This window comes from Enterobacter sp. RHBSTW-00901 (assembly GCF_014103115.1).
Lineage (GTDB): Bacteria > Pseudomonadota > Gammaproteobacteria > Enterobacterales > Enterobacteriaceae > Enterobacter > Enterobacter cloacae_P.
In genome coordinates, this window is sequence record NZ_JABXPB010000001.1 from 2,158,862 (window position 1) to 2,178,415 (window position 19,554).

Genomic DNA, 19,554 nt, shown 5'->3' on the forward strand with positions numbered 1-19,554 from the left:
CCCCGTCAGAAATCGTATTGGTTGATGTTCTCTTTGGTGAACACCACGCGCTCTGGCAGCAGCACAATGCCGTTGCCCTTCGCCTCATACTGGTAGCCCTGCACGCTGTTCGGCTCGACCTTCAGCGTACCGATATCGTTGACCTCCACGCTGTCGCCAACGTTAAGATCGCCTTTTTTCAATAAATGATCGGCGACATTGACCGCAATTTTGCCCTGTTGCACCACATCCCACAGGCCGAAGGCTTTCACCGTGCCGCGCTCTACGTACGGACGCATCACGTTAGGGGTACTGAACCCGACAATCGCCACCCCTTCACGCTTCAGGTTTTCCGCCGCCTGCGCTGCCGCTGGCAGGGCGTTGGCATCCGGGGCGATGATCGCATCCAGATCCGGGTACGCTTTTAAGATCCCTTCGGCAGTTTGCAGGGATTTGGTGGCATCGTTATAGCCAAACTGGGTGGTGACAATTTGCCACTGGGGATGCTCTTTCTCGATTTTGGCTTTCGCCTCTTTTACCCACTGGTTCTGGTCGGTGACGGTGGGGCTTGAGTAGAAGAACGCGACTTTGGCATTCGGTTTGGTGACCTGTTTTCCGGCCATATCAACCAACAGGCCGCCGAGCTGTTCCGGGGTGCCCTGGTTGATGTAAATACTGCGGCACTCCGGTTTGGTGTCGGAGTCCCAGGTCAGCACCTTCACACCACGCTGCATCGCGCGTTTGAGCGCCGGGCAGAGGCCATCCGGCGACACGGCGGAGACGATAATGGCGTTATAGCCCTGGTTGACGAAGTTGTTGATAAGCTGCACCTGGCCGGAGACGCTTGGCTCAGTCGGGCCATCATAGGTGACGTCTGCGCCCAACGTTTTACCCGCCTCTTTCGCGCCGTTTCCCCCGCTGGTGAAGAAGCCCACGCCCACCAGCTTCGGGATAAAGGCAATGCGGTCTGCCGCCTGTGCCGACGCGAAGCTGAGCGCCATCGCCATCGCCAGGACTATCAGTTTTGTTTTCATCTTACGCTCCGGGTAGTTTTGAGGAAGAAATTACGCACCCATTCACGGTGCAGACTCAGCGAACGTCCCATCACCACCACAACCAACAGCGCCCCTGACAGCGCGCTCGACACCTGGTTGGGGATGCCGACCATCTGTAAACCCTGTTGCAGGTACCCCACCAGCAGCGCCGCCAGTGCAGTTCCCATAACCGAACCTGAACCGCCGTAGATATTCGCCCCGCCGAGCACGGCGGCAGTGAGTGCAGGCATGAGTAAATCGCGCCCCAAATCCGAACGCGCCGAACCGAAATAAGAGACCATCACCAGTGCAGCTATCGCTGAAGCCACACCCACCAGGCCATACAGCACATAAGGCATACCGTTCACCGACAGCGCCGCATAGCGAGCTGCACGCGGGTTTTGTCCAATCAAAAACAGGTGGCGGCCAAAGCGCCCGCGGTGGGTTATCAGCCAGAAGAAGACGGTAATGACCGCAAACAGCACCAGCGGGACTGGCAGACCAAAAACGGTGAGGTTGGCGAAGGCGGTAAAGCTGTCCGGGAAGCCACCAATGCCCTCATAGCCTGTCGCCCCTGCCATGCCGGAGAGCAGCAGCGCTCCACCGCCGTAGAGGTAGAGCGTGCCAAGGGTGATAACCAGAGGGCTGACGCCGGTGTAATGAATAAGCGCCGCGTTAACCAGCCCGCACAGCAGGCCCAGCAGCAACGTCAGCGGAATCGCCACCGCCATCGGCCAGCCCGCCTGCATCATCACCCCCAGTGCAATGGCACACAGGCCAATGGTTGAGCCGAGGGATATGTCTATCCCACCGCTAATGATCACAAGCGTAAGCGGCAGCGCCACAATGCCGATGCAGATAAAATCACTGGTACTGAACAGCAGCATGTTGATGTCGAGCATGCGCGGGTTAATGGCTCCAAAAAGCAGGATCTCCAGCACCAGTAACACCAGCAGCGCGCTTTCCCAGTTAAGCTTCATTTACGCCACCTCTTTTTTGCGTTTGGGAAACGGGGTGACGTGCTTTCCCCCTTTGTTACCCGGCTGGAAGCGGCCGTATTTCAGTGCCCGTTGATGCCGTGCCAGGGCCTGACGCAGGCGTCCGTCGAGCACCAGCACGCCCAGTAACACCAGCCCGGCGATAAAGTCATTCCACCAGGCCGGGAGTTTAAACAGCACCAGCACGGTATCGATTTGGGTCAGGAAAAACGCCCCGAGGAACGCGCCGACGAGCGTGCCGGTGCCGCCCAGCAGCGAGATCCCCCCCAGCACGCAGGCGGCAATGGCTTTCATCTCCAGCCCGCTGCCGGTCTGGTTGGGCACAAAGCCAATCTGCGAGGCAAAGACAATCCCGGCGCAGGCCGCCAGCATGCCGTTTAGCGTAAATGCGATCATCCGCGTACGGTTCACCGCCACGCCGAGCTGTCGCGCGGCAGTGAGGTTATCCCCGACGGCGTAGAAATCCCGCCCGAACGCGGTTCGCGACAGCATCCACACACCGACGGCGGTTAAAAACAACACCATCATACCGAGTGGCGAAATACCGGCGACGGCAGGAACGGAGAGAGATTTCAGCCCCGACGGTAACCCTTCAATCCACTTCCCGCCTGTCCAGAGCAGCATCACCCCGCGGTACAGCCCCAGCGTACCGAGCGTGGCGACAATCGCCGGAATGCGCAGCCCTACCACCAGAAAACCGTTGAATGCCCCCGCCAGCGCGCCAACAGATAACGCAAAGAGCATTGCCACCGGCAAGCTGTAACCACTGTTGAGTGCCACACCGACGGCAATGGCAGACAGCCCAACGGTGGAACCAACGGAAACATCAATATTGCGGGTCAGCATCACCAGCGCAGCACCGAGCGCCAGCAGGATCAGGATTTGCGAGCTGGCAAAGATCATCCCCAGCGTTTGCAGACTGAAATAAGCCGGGTTCAGCGCCACCAGCACGGCGAACAGCGCGAGGATCGCCAGAAAGGCGCTCAGCTCGCGGTTTTTCAGCAAGGTCTTCATGATTGCCCTCCGAACGCCAGCGCCATCATCCGATCAAGGCTGACGGCGTGGCGCGGCAGTTCGCCGCTGAGTACGCCCTGATGCATCACTAATACACGGTCTGCCAGGCCAGGAAACTCATCAAGATCGCTTGAGATCATCAGTACCGCTACGTTTTGCGCCGCCACGCTTTTGATCAGTTGATAGATATCAGCGCGCGCCGACACATCCACGCCGCGCGTCGGTTCATCGACGATCAACAGCAGCGGATTGGCCTCCAGACAGCGCGCCAGCAGCACCTTTTGCTGGTTACCGCCGGAGAGCGTGCGCACGGTTTGATCCGCATGGTTGAGCTTGATCCCCAGTGCCCGGTGATAGCGCTCCACCACCGCAGACTCCCGTTTGCGCTGCTGCCAGATGGACGGTTCATTCAGCGCCACGGTGTTCCAGCGGATAGGCGCGTCCAGGAACAAGCCAGAAACCTGCCTGTCTTCCGGCAGGTAGACCAGTCCTTTATCCAGCCGTAAAAAAACGGGAGCATGGGTGATCTCCTGATTCTCCAGCCAGACCCGTCCACCGCGCACCGGGCGCAAACCGTAGAGGGTTTCAGCAAACTCGGTGCGCCCGGATCCCACCAGCCCGGCAAGGCCAACGATCTCCCCGGCATAGATTTCCAGATTAATATCGATAAACCCTTCCCCGGTCAGATCTTCCACGCGCAGCACCGGAAAATCCTGCGGCTGGGTGCGGCGGTTGCCCGGCAGCGACAGCCACAGTTTTTGCGCGTCGCTTAACCCCTTTTCCCGGCTCACCGGCGTCATGGCGGCAATCAGGGCGCTATCGTCAAACTGCGCGGTTTCACCACTGAGCACCACAGCTCCGTCGCGCATCACTGAGACGTGGCTCGAAAGCGTGCGGATCTCCGGCAACTTATGCGAGATAAAGACAATGCCGACGCCAAGTTCCTGCAGGGCGCGGATCTGGCGAAACAGTCTTTCGGTTTCGCCTGGCGTGAGCGACGCCGTGGGTTCGTCAAGGATCAGGATCTTCGCATTGCGCATCAACCCACGCAGGATCTCCACCATCTGTTGATCCGCCACTTCCAGGGTGCTGGCGGTAGCATCAAGACCGATCTGGCACTGTAACTGCTGGAGTTTCTCCGCCAGCCGTTTATCCACCCCGTTTTCACGCGGCAGGCGGAAAAGAATGTTTTCCCGCACTGTCAGGTTGGGAAACAACAGCGGCTCCTGCGGTACCAGGTAAATGCCCAGCTTGTGTGCCTGCCCCGGGCTGAGGCGCGCAAATGACTGGCCTTCGACCGAAAGTTCACCGTTGTCCGCGGTCTCTACGCCGGCGATTATCTTCATCAACGTCGATTTTCCCGCACCGTTACCGCCCATCAGCGCATGCACCTGACCCGCACGCAGCGTGAAATCAATGCCTTTTAAGACCGGCACGCCAGAGAACTGCTTGCAGATATCACGTGCTTCGAGAAGTGGCGTCATCATCGCTCCGCTATTGAACAAATGATTTTTAGATTTAATATTGTTCAAAAGCGTAGACGGTGAACTATATTTACAACCGTGCAGGGATCACAGTTTTATCGATTAAGATTCAGATAAACCTGGAACAATCTAAAAGATCCGTTTTGTCGCGTGGCTCACACTTTCCCCCCGCGCCATCACGAACATATGATCTAAATTTTTATAAGAGTTCACATATGAGCGATAAACGCACTGCGGAAGACGGTCGGTTTGCCGGGCTGGCACTGGCAGAAGAGGAGCTGGTTGCCCGCGTGGCGTGGTGTTACTACCACGATGGGCTGACCCAGAACGACATTGGCGAGCGGCTCGGCCTGCCGCGTCTGAAGATCTCCCGCCTGCTGGAGAAAGGACGCCAGTCCGGGGTGATCCGCGTGCAGATCAACTCCCGCTACGAGGGTTGTCTGGCGCTGGAAACTGAGCTTCAACAACGCTTTGGCCTGAAGCTGGTGCGCGTGATGCCCGCGCTGAACACCCCGCCGATGAACGTGCGGTTAGGCATTGGTGCGGCACAGTCGCTGATGGGCGTACTGGAACCCGGTCAGCTCCTGGCCGTGGGATTTGGTGAAACCACCATGAGCAGCCTGCAGCACTTAAGCGGCTTTATTAGCTCACAGCAGATCCGCCTTGTGACGCTTTCCGGCGGCGTGGGGCCGTATATGACCGGTATTGGTCAACTGGATGCGGCCTGTAGCGTCAGCATGATCCCCGCCCCGCTGCGCGTCTCATCCGCTTCTGTTGCCGGGATCTTAAAACAAGAAACCAGCGTACGGGATGTGATCCTCGCAGCAACCGCCGCCGATGTCGCGGTGGTGGGAATTGGTTCTGTAAACCAGCGCCGGGATGCCACCATTTTACGCTCTGGCTATATCAGTGAAGGTGAGCAGCTGATGTACGCCCGCAAAGGGGCCGTGGGTGACATCCTCGGTTATTTCCTCAATGCCGAAGGGGAATGCGTTGAGGAGCTGGAGATCCACCGTGAATTACTCGGCGTCACGCTCGATGAACTGGCACAGTTGCCCATCATCGTTGGCGTGGCCGGAGGGGAAGAGAAAGCCGATGCGATTTATGCCGCACTGAAAGGTCGCCGTATCAATGGCCTGGTGACGGAAGAGACGACAGCCCGCGCGGTGCTGGCTCTGGCAAACTAAGAGTCTGTTCAGACTGCGCTAACAACGAGGCATGCTCATGAGTTACCTTTTAGCGTTAGATGCAGGGACAGGCAGCGTTCGCGCCGTCATTTTCGATTTGCAGGGCAACCAGATAGCCGTCGGCCAGGCCGAGTGGAAACACCTGAGCGTAGAGAATGTACCGGGGTCGATGGAGTTTGACCTCGACACCAACTGGCGGCTGGCTTGCCAGTGCATCCATCAGGCGCTGGAGCGTGCGCACCTGAGCGCGGCGGATATTCAGTCCGTCGCCTGCTGTTCAATGCGCGAAGGGATAGTGCTGTATGACCGCAACGGCGAGGCCATCTGGGCCTGCGCCAATGTTGACGCCCGCGCCAGCCGCGAGGTGGCTGAACTCAAAGAGATCCACGATTACCACTTTGAATCCGAGGTATATGACGTCTCCGGCCAGACCCTGGCGCTGAGCGCCATGCCGCGCCTGCTGTGGCTTGCGCACCATCGCCCGGATATCTACCGTAAAGCCGCTACCCTTACCATGATCAGCGACTGGCTGGCGGCGAAACTCTCCGGCGAGCTGGCGGTGGACCCGTCGAATGCGGGTACCACCGGCATGTTAGATCTCTTTTCCCGCGACTGGCGTCCGGCCCTGCTGGACATGGCCGGGTTACGCACCGATATTCTCTCCCCGGTGAAAGAGACGGGCACATTGCTTGGAGCCATTACCAAAGCGGCCGCGCAGCAGAGCGGCCTTCGCGAAGGGACGCCGGTGGTCATGGGCGGTGGCGACGTGCAGCTCGGGTGTCTGGGGCTGGGCATCGTTCGCCCCGGACAAACGGCAGTGCTGGGCGGTACCTTCTGGCAGCAGGTGGTGAATTTACCGCAGGTGCGTACCGATCCCGATATGAATATCCGGGTTAACCCCCACGTGATCCCCGGCATGGCACAAGCCGAATCCATCAGTTTCTTCACCGGATTAACAATGCGCTGGTTCCGCGACGCCTTCTGCGCGGAGGAAAAGCTGATTGCCGGGCGGATGGGCATGGACACCTATTCCCTGCTGGAAGAGATGGCCAGCCGCGTTCCGGCAGGCTCTTACGGGGTGATGCCCATCTTCTCCGACGCCATGCATTTCAGGCAGTGGTACCACGCCGCGCCATCGTTTATTAACCTCTCCATCGACCCGGAAAAGTGCAACAAAGCCACGCTGTTCCGCGCACTGGAGGAAAACGCCGCGATTGTCTCCGCCTGTAACCTGGCACAGATTTCCCGCTTCTCCGGCGTGACGTTTGAAAGCCTGGTCTTTGCCGGTGGCGGAGCCAAAGGCGCATTGTGGAGCCAGATTTTAAGCGATGTCACCGGGCTGCCGGTGCGCGTACCTGAAGTCAAAGAAGCGACGGCGCTGGGCTGCGCGATTGCCGCAGGTACCGGGGCAGGATTGTTTGCAGATATGGCGTCGACAGGCGAGCGGCTGGTGAAATGGAGCCGCGAATTTACGCCGAACCCGGCACACCGCGAGTTGTATGACGGCATGATGCAGAAATGGCAGGCGGTGTACGCCGACCAGCTTGGGCTGGTGGACAGCGGGCTGACCACGTCGATGTGGCAGGCACCGGGGCTGGTGCGCACTGAACGTTCTGTGGTTCCGTAAAAAAACACCGGGTGGCGCTGTGCTTATCTGACTTACGATTTCGTCGCCCCGGTGAGCAGAGCTTTTATTAGCATGTTCATCTCCAGCCTTCGGGAGGAGGTACAGCCTCTATCTTACTTTCCGGTGTTAACTGGTATTCAAAATTACCTTCAGAAAGGGAGAATCGTGGATAGCGATCGGGATATTCATCGACGACTAATAGGTAATTTTTAACAATACAATTTTTGTCATTTTGGATTTCTGAGAAACACCTCAAGTCTTCATGTGGGCTTATCTTATTATTAGTAAATCCATCACCAATATCTGTTATATAATAACGATGCCAAACGTCAGGAAATAGTGGATATTTAGCCCTGATATCTTCTCTATTTAAAATGAACCAGGAAATTTTTTCCATATCAGTCCAGGGCATATGGGTGACCACTAGTTCAACGTCTCCATATCCATCTGAAGAAGCATGTAATACTTTAACTGGCCTTAACGTCCAAAGGTTATAAAATGCGCCTGCCAGAAACAAAGTTAATAACAATAATGGGAATTTCTTTTTCATTGATACATCTCAACTCTTGAGACCGATTGAAAATTAGTAAAAAATGGCTTAAATGCGAAATTCCTGTGTCGCTGCAAGAAAAACCATATCCGGAAAAATCGGAATTGACTGTAAAGCTCACTTTTAATATCGGTGACATCCAGTCCAAAGTGGTCCTGAGCCAGGAAATGAACCGTTGCGCTCCAGCCAATAGCGTACTGTTGAAAATTTAATAGTGTTATCTTTTGAGCTGCAATATCATGCACACTAATTCCCAGGCCATTTACTCTGTCCATTTTTTTATTGTATTTAGGAAGAGTTGATTTTAGTAATTTTCTCTTTATATTACCTAAGAATTCTGGAACAGATGTTTTTCGATTATTTAAACTTAGTTCTGTCTGAATGCTGCCTTTAATTATTAAAAGTGGATTGCCTATGAAATAACCATTTATCCTGTCATGAAAAGCAGAATTCAACCGTTGGGTGTAAAATCCACTCCCATTTCCATATCTGAAATGATCAATCAATTCTCCGATTAACGTTTTGTACTCTCCCTGAAATGAAAAAATCTGAGAAAGCTCTTTCATTTCAGTAAACAATATATCAACACATTCCTCATGCGATATTTTTGTACCGGCAGAAGAGGAACCAAAAAAATCATCCAGATGGTGCTTATCGGGAAAATCGTAACGCACCAGTCGATAAGGGTCCACTTTTTCGGATACATCCCCAAGACCAAGCGACAGCAATTCCTGCTCCCCCATGTCACCACACTGCATATCATCAGCATCGGTATCATAGAAACGCGTGACCGTTTCAAAAAGCGTGCAGGGAAGAAACATTGATGGGTTGAAAGAATTAATCACGTCTTATTTACCTTATTAATAATCAGTAAGTTATGTCATTTCAGCATCAGACGTTAGATTAAAAACCTCACAAAGAACAGGTGTTTCATCACACTCTTCCGATTCTGGTTCGGCGAAGAAATCAGACGAATGCAGAATAGTGTCTGCCCCGCTTTACTGCCGGGCAGACGGTCAACGAAACAGCCAGCGTTCCAGACATTCGTTGGACCTTTGGCTCAGATCGGCGAAATAATTTTCATAATTGCTTTTCAGAACATTGCCGTCAGTCCCCTGGACATATTCTCCTCCGAAATCATGAGTATCAAACGTCAGGGCATCATTCTCACCATGTATAATGCTCATTGGCAGGCTTTTATCTACGCAGCGGTTGTCGCTCCTGGCATCTCTGAAACAATAATAATCATCGACCCAACGACCATTACTATTTTTACCGCCACCAACGGCTTCTATAATGATAATTTCGTAAAAATCGGATATTGAAATATTATAATGATCTTGTGATTTTTTGTTATCGTTAAACCAGCTAATTTTATCCCGATCGGTTAAGGGCAAGTGGTCAACTGCAATAACATAGTCGCCTGTCCATACATTCTCAGAAAAAATAACATTTACTTTTCGCAAGGTATAGACATTATAAATTACAAATAGTAAAAACAATACTGCCAACGGTTTTTTAATAAAAAATAGCTCTCATCAATATTTATCCATTCTCACAACTGTACCAAAATTGGTGGAAAATGGTTTAAAAGAAAAAGCCCTATGCCTTTGCAAGAAAGGCCATATACGAAAAAATCGGAATTCATTGTAAAACTTGTTACTGATATCTATGACATCCAGACCAAAATGATCTTGAGCTTCGAAATGTAGCGTTGTACTCCACCCATGAGCATATCTTTGAATCTTATCTTTTGCACTGAAATATCGTGAACAGTAATTCCAAGACCATTAATCTTATCTTCTGGTAAATTAAATTTAACCAAATACGACACTAGTAGACCGACTTTCAATTCCTGAAGAATAAAGGGTAAATAAGCATCTTTTGATTTATTATGAAATTTCTTTTGAAGGATATTACGTATGATAGCAACTGGGTTCTTCGAGCTAGCTTTATTTAATCTCAAATGAAAGGCCGAATTCAATTTCTGGCTGACAAATACCCGACCATTTCCATATCGAAAATGTTCAATCATCTCCCCAATCAGCGCTTTATAATCGCCATAAAGCGAAAACATCGATGAGAGTTCTTTCATTTCAGTGAATAAAATATCAACGCATTTTTCGTGAGTTATTTTTGTATCAGAGGCTGTATCGCTAAATATGCCGTCCAGATTATGTGTTTGAGAGAAGTCATAACGAACAAGCTGGTAAGGATCTACCTTTGCAGATACATCCCTGAACCCAAGCGCCAGCTCATGCTCCTCCATGTCGCCACTCTGCATGTCATCAGCACGATAATCATCAAACCTCGCCACCGTTTCGAAGAGCGTGCAAGGGAGAAACATTGATAAGTTTAATGAATTAACTATTTTTTAGTATATTTTTAATAATCAATAATTTATAAGAGATGAATGTACAACACCAGAACAAAAACCCTGTATAACAGGCCTTATTTCACATTCCCCATTGCATCTCGCAGGGATCAGATCTTTGAATCCCATCACAATCACCGCATTCCCCTTTTCCCTTTTACTCCATGCTGGCTAAATTAGTAACTCATCCGACCACATAACAATAATTTTACACTGGAAGAGACTATGAGCTGCTACCCGTCGTTATTCGCCCCTCTCGATCTGGGGTTTACCACGCTCAAAAACCGCGTGTTGATGGGCTCGATGCATACCGGGCTGGAAGAGCACCCGGATGGAGCCGAACGTCTGGCCGCCTTCTACGCCGAGCGTGCGCGACACGGGGTGGCGCTGATCGTCACCGGCGGCGTAGCCCCAGCCCCTTCAGGGGTGGGGATGGAAGGTGGCGCAGTGCTGAACGATGCCAGCCAGCTGCCGCATCACCGTATTGTGACCGATGCGGTTCACAAAGAAGGTGGCAAAATTGCCCTGCAAATCCTGCATACCGGGCGCTATAGCTATCAACCGAATCTGGTTGCGCCATCGGCCATTCAGGCTCCCATTAACCGTTTCACGCCGCACGCACTCAGCCATGACGAGATCCTGGCGTTGATTGACGATTTCGCCCGCTGTGCGGCGCTGGCGCGTGAAGCGGGCTACGATGGCGTCGAAGTAATGGGCTCCGAAGGGTATCTGATAAACGAATTCCTCGCCGCCCGCACCAACCAGCGCGACGACGAATGGGGGGGCAACTATGCCCATCGCATGCGCTTTGCCGTGGAAGTGGTGCGCGCCGTGCGCGAACGCACCGGTGCCGATTTTATTATCGTCTTCCGTCTGTCGATGCTCGACCTGGTAGAAGGCGGTGGCACGTTCGACGAAACCGTGCAGCTGGCAAAAGCGATTGAATCCGCAGGCGCAACCATTATTAACACCGGGATCGGCTGGCACGAAGCGCGTATTCCGACTATTGCCACGCCAGTACCGCGTGCGGCGTTTAGCTGGGTGACGCGCAAGCTGAAGGGCAGCGTGTCGATCCCACTGGTGACCACCAACCGCATTAACGATCCTCAGGTGGCAGACGATGTCATTTCCAGAGGCGACGCCGATATGGTGTCGATGGCACGCCCGTTCCTTGCGGATGCCGAACTGCTGTCTAAAGCGCAAAGTGGCCGTGCGGATGAGATCAACACCTGCATCGGCTGTAACCAGGCCTGTCTGGATCAGATCTTCGTCGGTAAAGTCACCTCCTGCCTGGTGAACCCGCGTGCCTGCCACGAAACCAAAATGCCGGTCGTTCCGGCGGTCAATAAAAAACGTCTGGCGGTGGTCGGTGCAGGCCCGGCAGGTCTGGCGTTTGCGGTGAATGCAGCCTCACGCGGGCACAGCGTGACGCTGTTTGACGCCGCAGGCGAGATTGGCGGGCAGTTTAATATTGCCAAACAGATCCCCGGCAAGGAGGAGTTCCATGAAACCCTGCGCTATTACCGTCGGATGATCGACCTGACGGGCGTCGTGCTGCGGTTAAACCAGTTTGCCACCCCAACCGATCTGATCGATTTCGATGAGGTGATCTTAGCCAGCGGGATCGCCCCGCGAACGCCGGCGATCGAGGGTATCGATCATCCGAAGGTGCTGAGCTATCTGGACGTCTTGCGCGACAAAATGCCGGTCGGCAAGAAAGTGGCAATCATCGGCTGTGGTGGGATCGGTTTTGATACTGCCATGTACTTAAGCCAGCCCGGTGAAGCCACCAGCCAGAACATTGCCGGGTTTTGCGTGGAATGGGGGATCGATACCAGCCTGACCTCGTCCGGCGGCCTGCGTCCGGAAGGACCACAGCTGCCAAAAAGCCCGCGTCAGATTGTGATGCTACAGCGTAAAAGCAGTAAACCGGGTGAAGGGCTGGGTAAAACCACCGGCTGGATCCACCGTGCAACCCTACTCGCGCGCGGCGTGAAGATGATCCCGGCGGTGAGTTATCAGAAGATCGATGACGACGGACTACATGTTTTGATCGGCGGAGAGTCTCAGCTGTTGCGCGTGGATCATGTGATTTTATGTGCCGGACAGGAGCCGAAGCGAGATCTGGCCGATCCGCTGCGTGAAGCGGGCAAACCGGTACATTTGATTGGTGGGTGCGATGTGGCAATGGAGCTGGATGCACGCCGTGCGATTGCGCAGGGCACCCAGCTCGCGCTGACCATTTAGCGACGACGACCCAGCTTCACGGACTTCAGCACCACGAACTTGTTATTGGTGGCAATCGTGGTGCAGTTTCCGAAAATCTTCTTCAGCTTGTGGAAATAGTCCAGGTGGCGGTTTGCCACGATGTACAGCTCGCCGTTAATTTTCAGGCAGCGACGCGCATGGTGGAACATTTCCCAGGCGACGTTATCCGTCAGCGCGTGCTTCTGGTGGAACGGAGGGTTACACAGTACGGCATTGAAGCGGAAAGGCTCCACGCCAGAAAGTGCGTTGTTAATCATAAACTCGCAGCGATCCAGCGCCTCTGGCATGTTGGTTTCCACGTTCAGACGGCTGGAGGCAACCGCCATCGGTGACTCATCGCTAAAGACAACGCTGGCTTCAGGGTTCTTCGCCAGCAGCGTCAGGCCAATCACACCATTACCGCAGCCCAGGTCGACAATCTCACCTTCCAGATTTTCCGGCAGATGTTCAATAAAGAAACGCGCCCCGATATCCAGACCGGTGCGGGAGAAAACGTTCGCGTGGTTGTGGATGGTCCAGTCTGTACCTTCCAGCTTCCAGCTCAGGGTCTCTGGCGTGTCAGCCAGTCCCGGTGAACTGAAAGTACAGTTGATCAGGCGCGCTTTTTTCCACGCCAGCGTCGTGGTGGTTGGGCCAAGCACCTTCTCGAACAATTCCAGCGTTGAGGTGTGGATATCGCGCGCCTTCGCGCCCGCAATAATACGCGTTTGCGGAGTGACGACTTTGCGCAACGCACGCAACTGTTGCTCCAGCAATGCCATCGTTTTAGGGACTTTAATCAGTACCACGCCCGGTGCCTGCGGGTATTCCGCGGTGCTGTCGAGAAACTTAACGCTGGATTCTTCGATGTCGTTGTGGCGCAGATTTTCACGCGTCGCCAGCTCGCTTAAGTAAGAGTCGCCGATACTGTAGGGTGTATGTTCGGCCAGAGCACAGCCCAGCGCGCCGAACGCGTCATTCAGGATCAAAACCGGGCCGCTGATCTCAGTGTCATCCAACTGCTGCAGCAGATATTCATCCGCCGCTTCCCACGCCATAAGCGGGTTGACGTCGTCCGTTTCCGGGAAACGTTTAAGGTTGAGTGAACGGAAACCGTTGTCTAAGTGGCTCATCGGCCCTCCTGAATGGTAAAATTTCGGCGTTATCCCTGAAAAGGGTGCGTGAGTATACCCGTTTTCAAATTATTTTGGGGTTTTGATGAACCAGCTGACTTATCTCCAGGGCTACCCGGAGAACTTACTTTCCCAGGTTCGCAGCTTAATTGCCGAGCAAAAGCTGGGCGCTGTGCTGGAAAAACGCTATCCGGGCACGCACGATTTCGCGACCGATAAGGCGCTCTGGCAGTATACGCAGGATTTGAAAAACCAGTATCTGAAGAGTGCACCGCCTATCAACAAGGTCATGTACGACAACAAGATCCACGTACTGAAAAATGCCCTCGGCCTGCACACGGCGATTTCCCGCGTACAGGGCGGCAAGCTAAAAGCGAAAGCGGAGATCCGCGTCGCAACCGTGTTTCGCAATGCACCGGAAGCCTTCCTGCGGATGATAGTGGTTCACGAGCTGGCGCATCTGAAAGAGAAAGAGCACGACAAAGCGTTCTACTCCCTGTGCTGCCACATGGAGCCGCAATACCACCAGCTGGAGTTTGATACCCGTCTGTGGCTTACGCATTTATCGTTAAAGAGTAATGCGCAGTAACGCACGCGAATTGTCATGATGGCGTGCTACAGTGGCTGAAGGTTCCCAGCTACGGAGTACGTAAACGTTTATGATACGTTTCGCAGTCATCGGTACGAACTGGATCACTCGCCAGTTCGTCGACGCCGCCCACGAAACCGGCAAATATAAACTCACCGCAGTCTATTCCCGCAGCCTTGAGCAGGCGCAGAGTTTTGCAAACGACTATCTGGTCGAACATCTGTTTACCTCGCTCGATGCGATGGCGCAAAGTGATGCCATTGACGCGGTCTATATTGCCAGCCCAAACTCCCTGCACTTCCCGCAAACGAAGCTGTTCCTGAGCCATAAAAAACATGTGATTTGCGAGAAGCCGTTGGCCTCAAATATTCAGGAAGTGGAAGCCGCCATTCAGCTTGCCCGCGAAAACCAGGTGGTGTTGTTCGAAGCATTCAAAACCGCCAGCCTGCCGAACTTCCTGCTGTTGCAGCAATCCTTACCGAAGGTTGGCAAAGTGCGCAAAGCCTTTATCAACTACTGTCAGTACTCTTCGCGTTACCAGCGTTATCTGAACGGTGAGAACCCGAACACCTTTAACCCGGCCTTCTCCAACGGCTCGATTATGGATATTGGTTTCTACTGCCTGGCCTCCGCCATAGCGCTGTGGGGCGAACCTCATGGCGTAACGGCAACGGCCAGTCTGCTGGAGAGCGGCGTGGATGCACACGGGGTAGTGGTACTGGACTACGGTGATTTCAGCGTGACGCTGCAGCACTCCAAAGTGAGTGATTCCGTCCTGCCAAGCGAAATTCAGGGTGAAGCGGGATCGCTGGTGATTGAGAAGATTTCCGAGTGCCAGAAGCTGAGCTTCGTGCCACGTGGCGGTAAAGCGCAGGAGCTGACGCAACCTCAGCATATTAACACTATGCTCTATGAGGCAGAGGCCTTTGCCCGTCTGGTAGAAAGCAACGAAGTCAATCACCCTGGCCTGGCGGTAAGCCGCACCACGGCGAAGCTGCAAACGGAGATCCGCCGTCAGACGGGGGTGGTCTTCCCTGCAGACAGCGTGGACGCTATCGCGTAAAACTGTGTAATGAAATGCGCAGACCATTGACGAAACCGATGCTCTGACATATTTTGTTACCCGCAAAGGGGAGTAACTTCCTTGCCGGTGGATCGTCATTACGATGCGTGCAAAACCGCATCCGGTCGCCGGGCAGTTGAAAACCTGTTTTTTCAGCTGTAAGTGAGACCTTGCCGGAAGGCGAGGTCTATGCATAAAAAGCTAACGGCTATCGTCTTCTGACCATAGCCGTTTTTGTTTTTTTATGTGTAAGGAAAAAAGTATGCATTCTGTCGGCACTCCAATGTTATGGGGCGGATTCGCGGTCGTCGTGCTTGTCATGCTGGCGATCGACCTCTTTTTGCAGGGACGTCGCGGCGCACAGGGCATGACCATGAAACAGGCTGCCGCCTGGTCGCTGGTGTGGGTCACCCTCTCCCTGCTCTTCTGCGCTGCCTTCTGGTGGTATCTGGCCTCAACCGAGGGGCGTGCCGTTGCCGATCCTCAGGCACTTGCCTTCCTCACCGGCTATCTGATTGAAAAAGCCCTGGCGGTGGATAACGTCTTCGTCTGGCTGATGCTGTTCAGCTACTTCGCCGTACCGGCATCACTGCAGCGTCGCGTGCTGGTCTACGGCGTGCTGGGCGCGATTGTCCTGCGTACCATTATGATCTTCGCCGGAAGCTGGCTGATTACCCAGTTCGAATGGTTGTTATACGTCTTCGGTGCGTTCCTGCTGTTCACCGGTATCAAGATGGCGCTGGCAAAAGAAGACGGCTCCGCCATTGGCGATCGCCCGCTGGTGAAGTGGATCCGTGGCCATCTGCGCATGACGGACAAGATCGAGAGCGAACATTTCTTCGTGCGTAAAAACGGCCTGCTGTTTGCCACTCCGCTGCTGCTGGTGCTGATTCTGGTTGAGCTGAGCGATGTGATTTTCGCGGTAGACAGTATCCCGGCCATTTTCGCGGTGACCACTGACCCGTTCATCGTGCTGACCTCTAACCTGTTCGCGATCCTCGGTCTGCGTGCGATGTACTTCCTGCTGGCGGGCGCGGCGGAACGCTTCTCCATGCTGAAATATGGCCTGTCGGTGATTCTGGTATTTATCGGTATCAAAATGCTGATTGTCGATTTCTACCATATTCCGATCGCCATTTCGCTCGGTATTGTGTTTGGTATTCTGATCGTCACGCTGATTATCAATACCTGGGTTAACCGCCAGCACGATAAGAAACAGCAGGTAGAGTAGTCTCTCCCACCCTCTCCCGCCTGGAGAGGGTGAACACATTTTTGTAACTTAATAGTTAAAAAATATGACGCAACACGTAAAATCCAGCATTTTACGCTTCCCTCCACATGCACTTTCCTTATACTCGACCAGGCAAACATTTATTTACATCTGGACATAAATGTGACTAAGAGCACATCCGGGATGGAACACAATTTCACTTAGGAATTTTGTATGAGTACACAATCAAACGGCCTGTTTGCGCGCCTGGCGCAGGGTAGCCTCGTTAAACAAATTCTGGTCGGGCTGGTTCTGGGGATCCTGCTGGCAATGGTGTCAAAACCTGCCGCTGAAGCCACCGGACTGCTCGGTACCCTGTTCGTTGGCGCGCTGAAAGCCGTCGCACCGGTGCTGGTTCTGATGCTGGTGATGGCATCGATTGCCAACCATCAACACGGACAAAAAACCAATATTCGCCCAATTCTCTTTTTATACCTGCTGGGCACTTTCTCTGCCGCGCTGACGGCTGTTCTGTTCAGCTTCCTGTTCCCTTCCACCCTGCATCTGACCACCGCTGCGGGCGAAATCACGCCCCCTTCCGGCATCATTGAAGTGATGCGCGGTTTGCTGATGAGCATGGTTTCGAACCCCATTACCGCGCTGATGAACGCCAACTATATTGGCATTCTGGTCTGGGCAGTGGGTCTGGGCTTCGCGTTACGTCACGGCAATGAAACGACGAAAAACCTGGTCAACGATGTCTCAAACGCCGTGACCTTTATTGTCAAAATCGTCATTCGTTTTGCACCCATCGGTATTTTCGGCCTGGTCTCCTCTACGCTGGCAACCACTGGCTTCGAAACCCTGTGGGGTTACGCGCAACTGCTGATCGTCCTGATTGGCTGTATGCTGCTGGTGGCACTGGTGATTAACCCACTGTTGGTGTTCTGGCAGATCCGTCGCAACCCGTACCCACTTGTCCTGATGTGCCTGCGTGAAAGCGGTGTGTATGCCTTCTTCACCCGCAGCTCTGCAGCAAACATTCCGGTAAACATGGCGCTGGCTGAGAAGCTGAACCTGGATCGCGATACTTATTCTGTTTCTATCCCGCTGGGTGCGACCGTGAATATGGCGGGTGCGGCAATCACCATTACCGTGCTGACACTGGCGGCGGTGCATACGCTGGGTATCCCGGTAGACTTGCCGACAGCGCTGTTGCTGAGCGTGGTGGCATCGCTTTGTGCATGCGGTGCATCGGGCGTGGCGGGCGGTTCACTGCTGCTGATCCCACTGGCCTGTAATATGTTCGGTATCCCGAATGAAATCGCCATGCAGGTTGTGGCGGTGGGCTTCATTATCGGCGTGCTGCAGGACTCCTGCGAGACGGCGCTGAACTCGTCAACCGACGTGCTGTTCACCGCAGCGGCTTGCCAGGCGGAAGATGTGCGTTTAGCGAAGAATGCCCTGCGCGGATAAAAGCAAAACGGCAACGCAAGTTGCCGTTTTTAGTGTTTGCTCCCTCTCCCTGTGGGAGAGGGCCAGGGTGAGGGCATCAGCCCACACAGGCTACAGCGTCACACCACTCTTAAAGATCGCCAGCTCGCGGAAGTCGTTCTTCTCGTTACAGGTCTGCTTGCCGTTAGCAAATTCCACAATGATATCCACGAATTCGGTCAGCAACTGCGGCATCGCTTTGCCATGGATCAACTGACCGGCATCGAAATCAATCCAGTGTTTTTTCTTCGCCGCCAGCTCGCTGTTGGTGGCAATTTTCACCGTCGGCACGAAACCGCCGTACGGTGTACCGCGACCGGTACTGAACAGCACCATGTGGCATCCGGCTCCGGCCAGCGCGCTGGTGGCTACCGCATCGTTACCCGGTGCGCTCAGCAGGTTCAGGCCGTGGGTTTTCAGACGTTCACCGTAGCGCAGGACGTCCACCACCGGGCTGGCTCCCGCTTTCTGGGTGCAGCCGAGGGATTTCTCTTCCAGCGTGGTGATCCCACCCGCTTTGTTCCCCGGAGACGGGTTTTCGTAAATCGGCTGATTGTGAGCGATGAAGTACTGTTTGAAGTCGTTCACCATCATGACCGTCTTCTCAAACGTCTCTTCATTACGGCAGTGGCTCATCAGAATACGCTCTGCGCCAAACATCTCCGGGACTTCAGTCAGTACGGAGGTTCCTCCGTTGGCGATCGTGTAGTCCGAGAAACGCCCCAGCATTGGGTTAGCCGTGATACCTGAAAGACCATCCGATCCGCCGCACTCCAGACCAAACTTCAGCTCGCTCAGCTTACCCGGCTCGCGCTGGTCATGACGCATCACCTCATACAACTGGTGAAGCTGCTCAATGCCCGCTTCCACTTCATCATCCTGATGCTGGCACACCATAAAATGCACGCGCTCGGGGTCGAACTCGCCCAGCGTGTCGCGGAAGGCATCCACCTGGTTGTTTTCACAGCCCAGACCAATCACCAGCACCGCCCCCGCATTCGGGTGACGCACCATGTTTTGCAGCATAGTACGGGTATTGATGTGGTCGTCGCCGAGCTGGGAACAGCCGTAAGTGTGGCTGAACAGATGCACGCCGTCGGTACCTTCAGCATCGTTGGTTTCTTTCAGGAAGCGCGTCTGGATCTGACGTGCGATCCCATTGACGCAGCCCACCGTCGGGAGGATCCACAGTTCGTTGCGGATCCCCACGTCGCCATTGTCACGGCGGTAGATCTGCACCTCCCGATCCGCCGCCTGTCCGGCTTCCACCTGGAAGTCAGGTTGATAGCTATACTCGTCCAGATCGCTCAGATTGGTGCGGGTATTGTGGGAATGAATATGTTCACCCGGCGCAATCTCCGCCAGCGCATGACCAATGGGCAAACCGTACTTCACCACGTTTTCCCCTTTGGCAATGGGGAGCACGGCAAACTTATGCCCGCGTGCAATTGCCTGACGCAGCGTGACCGTCTGGTTCTCCACGGTCACGACTTCGCCTTCCGTCAGATCGGCCAGCGCGACGGCAACGTTATCCAGCGAATGGATTTTGATGTATTGCATATCAACCTCAG

The 19,554-nt window shown here is 54.1% G+C and carries 16 protein-coding genes and 1 pseudogene; 7 read left to right on the forward strand and 10 right to left on the reverse strand.

Translation table 11 applies throughout. The features are described 5' to 3' along the window. Nucleotides 1-5: 5 nt before the first annotated feature. Genes lsrB through lsrA form a run of 4 tightly spaced genes read right to left on the reverse strand, consistent with a single transcriptional unit; the run spans nucleotide 6 to nucleotide 4,509 of the window. A complete protein-coding gene (gene lsrB / locus HV318_RS10365) occupies nucleotides 6-1,013 on the reverse strand; it encodes an autoinducer 2 ABC transporter substrate-binding protein LsrB (protein ID WP_182272699.1) in 1,008 nt (335 codons plus the stop codon). Beyond that, the gene (lsrD, locus tag HV318_RS10370; RefSeq protein ID WP_182272700.1) at nucleotides 1,010-1,993 is read right to left on the reverse strand and encodes an autoinducer 2 ABC transporter permease LsrD; all 984 of its coding nucleotides are present in this window, start codon (nucleotides 1,991-1,993) and stop codon (nucleotides 1,010-1,012) included. Before lsrD ends, lsrB begins: the two co-directional genes overlap by 4 nt. After that, nucleotides 1,994-3,025, reverse strand: a complete 1,032-nt coding sequence (lsrC, locus tag HV318_RS10375) for an autoinducer 2 ABC transporter permease LsrC (RefSeq protein WP_182272701.1) — start codon at nucleotides 3,023-3,025, stop codon at nucleotides 1,994-1,996. It lies immediately after the preceding gene. After that, nucleotides 3,022-4,509 carry an autoinducer 2 ABC transporter ATP-binding protein LsrA gene (gene lsrA, locus HV318_RS10380; RefSeq protein ID WP_182274575.1) on the reverse strand — a complete coding sequence of 496 codons (1,488 nt, stop codon included), beginning with the start codon at nucleotides 4,507-4,509 and terminating at the stop codon, nucleotides 3,022-3,024. Before lsrA ends, lsrC begins: the two co-directional genes overlap by 4 nt. Nucleotides 4,510-4,724: 215 nt before the next feature. On the opposite strand from lsrA, the gene lsrR reads away from it, so the two are divergent. Beyond that, nucleotides 4,725-5,696, forward strand: a complete 972-nt coding sequence (gene lsrR / locus HV318_RS10385; RefSeq protein ID WP_182272702.1) for a transcriptional regulator LsrR — start codon at nucleotides 4,725-4,727, stop codon at nucleotides 5,694-5,696. 37 nt (nucleotides 5,697-5,733) lie between these two features. Beyond that, nucleotides 5,734-7,323: an autoinducer-2 kinase gene (gene lsrK / locus HV318_RS10390; RefSeq protein ID WP_182272703.1), complete on the forward strand. Its 1,590-nt coding sequence runs from the start codon at nucleotides 5,734-5,736 to the stop codon at nucleotides 7,321-7,323. Nucleotides 7,324-7,399: 76 nt separating this feature from the next. Here the strand turns inward: lsrK and HV318_RS10395 are convergent, their stop codons facing one another. The 4 genes and pseudogenes from HV318_RS10395 to HV318_RS10410 all read right to left on the reverse strand — a co-directional run. Then, nucleotides 7,400-7,873: a DUF943 family protein gene (locus tag HV318_RS10395; RefSeq protein WP_182272704.1), complete on the reverse strand. Its 474-nt coding sequence runs from the start codon at nucleotides 7,871-7,873 to the stop codon at nucleotides 7,400-7,402. After that, nucleotides 7,870-8,694: a YPO3983 family protein gene (locus HV318_RS10400; RefSeq protein ID WP_182274576.1), complete on the reverse strand. Its 825-nt coding sequence runs from the start codon at nucleotides 8,692-8,694 to the stop codon at nucleotides 7,870-7,872. Before HV318_RS10400 ends, HV318_RS10395 begins: the two co-directional genes overlap by 4 nt. A 195-nt stretch (nucleotides 8,695-8,889) precedes the next feature. Then, nucleotides 8,890-9,384, reverse strand: a complete 495-nt coding sequence (locus tag HV318_RS10405; protein WP_182272705.1) for a DUF943 family protein — start codon at nucleotides 9,382-9,384, stop codon at nucleotides 8,890-8,892. A gap of 102 nt (nucleotides 9,385-9,486) precedes the next feature. After that, nucleotides 9,487-10,220: pseudogene (locus HV318_RS10410) on the reverse strand (YPO3983 family protein); the annotation flags it as partial. Nucleotides 10,221-10,472: 252 nt separating this feature from the next. On the opposite strand from HV318_RS10410, the gene HV318_RS10415 reads away from it, so the two are divergent. Next, the gene (locus tag HV318_RS10415) at nucleotides 10,473-12,494 is read left to right on the forward strand and encodes an NADPH-dependent 2,4-dienoyl-CoA reductase (RefSeq protein WP_182272706.1); all 2,022 of its coding nucleotides are present in this window, start codon (nucleotides 10,473-10,475) and stop codon (nucleotides 12,492-12,494) included. Here the strand turns inward: HV318_RS10415 and rlmG are convergent. Continuing rightward, complete coding sequence (rlmG, locus tag HV318_RS10420; RefSeq protein WP_182272707.1) at nucleotides 12,491-13,627, reverse strand: 23S rRNA (guanine(1835)-N(2))-methyltransferase RlmG; 1,137 nt, start codon at nucleotides 13,625-13,627, stop codon at nucleotides 12,491-12,493. The two genes, HV318_RS10415 and rlmG, sit on opposite strands and share 4 nt — an antisense overlap. Before the next feature lie 85 nt (nucleotides 13,628-13,712). Between rlmG and HV318_RS10425 the strand changes: the two genes are divergently transcribed. The 4 genes from HV318_RS10425 (at nucleotide 13,713) to sstT (ending at nucleotide 17,965) form a co-directional block, all read left to right on the forward strand. Then, nucleotides 13,713-14,216, forward strand: a complete 504-nt coding sequence (locus HV318_RS10425) for a YgjP-like metallopeptidase domain-containing protein (RefSeq protein WP_182272708.1) — start codon at nucleotides 13,713-13,715, stop codon at nucleotides 14,214-14,216. 70 nt (nucleotides 14,217-14,286) lie between these two features. Next, nucleotides 14,287-15,279 carry a Gfo/Idh/MocA family protein gene (locus HV318_RS10430; protein ID WP_182272709.1) on the forward strand — a complete coding sequence of 331 codons (993 nt, stop codon included), beginning with the start codon at nucleotides 14,287-14,289 and terminating at the stop codon, nucleotides 15,277-15,279. Nucleotides 15,280-15,541: 262 nt separating this feature from the next. Then, nucleotides 15,542-16,510: a TerC family protein gene (locus HV318_RS10435; RefSeq protein WP_182272710.1), complete on the forward strand. Its 969-nt coding sequence runs from the start codon at nucleotides 15,542-15,544 to the stop codon at nucleotides 16,508-16,510. Between the two features lie 213 nt (nucleotides 16,511-16,723). Then, nucleotides 16,724-17,965: a serine/threonine transporter SstT gene (sstT, locus tag HV318_RS10440; protein WP_182272711.1), complete on the forward strand. Its 1,242-nt coding sequence runs from the start codon at nucleotides 16,724-16,726 to the stop codon at nucleotides 17,963-17,965. 90 nt (nucleotides 17,966-18,055) lie between these two features. Here the strand turns inward: sstT and HV318_RS10445 are convergent, their stop codons facing one another. Further along, nucleotides 18,056-19,543 (reverse strand): UxaA family hydrolase, encoded by a 1,488-nt coding sequence (locus HV318_RS10445; RefSeq protein WP_182272712.1) that lies wholly within the window; start codon nucleotides 19,541-19,543, stop codon nucleotides 18,056-18,058. Between the last annotated feature and the right edge of the window lie 11 nt (nucleotides 19,544-19,554).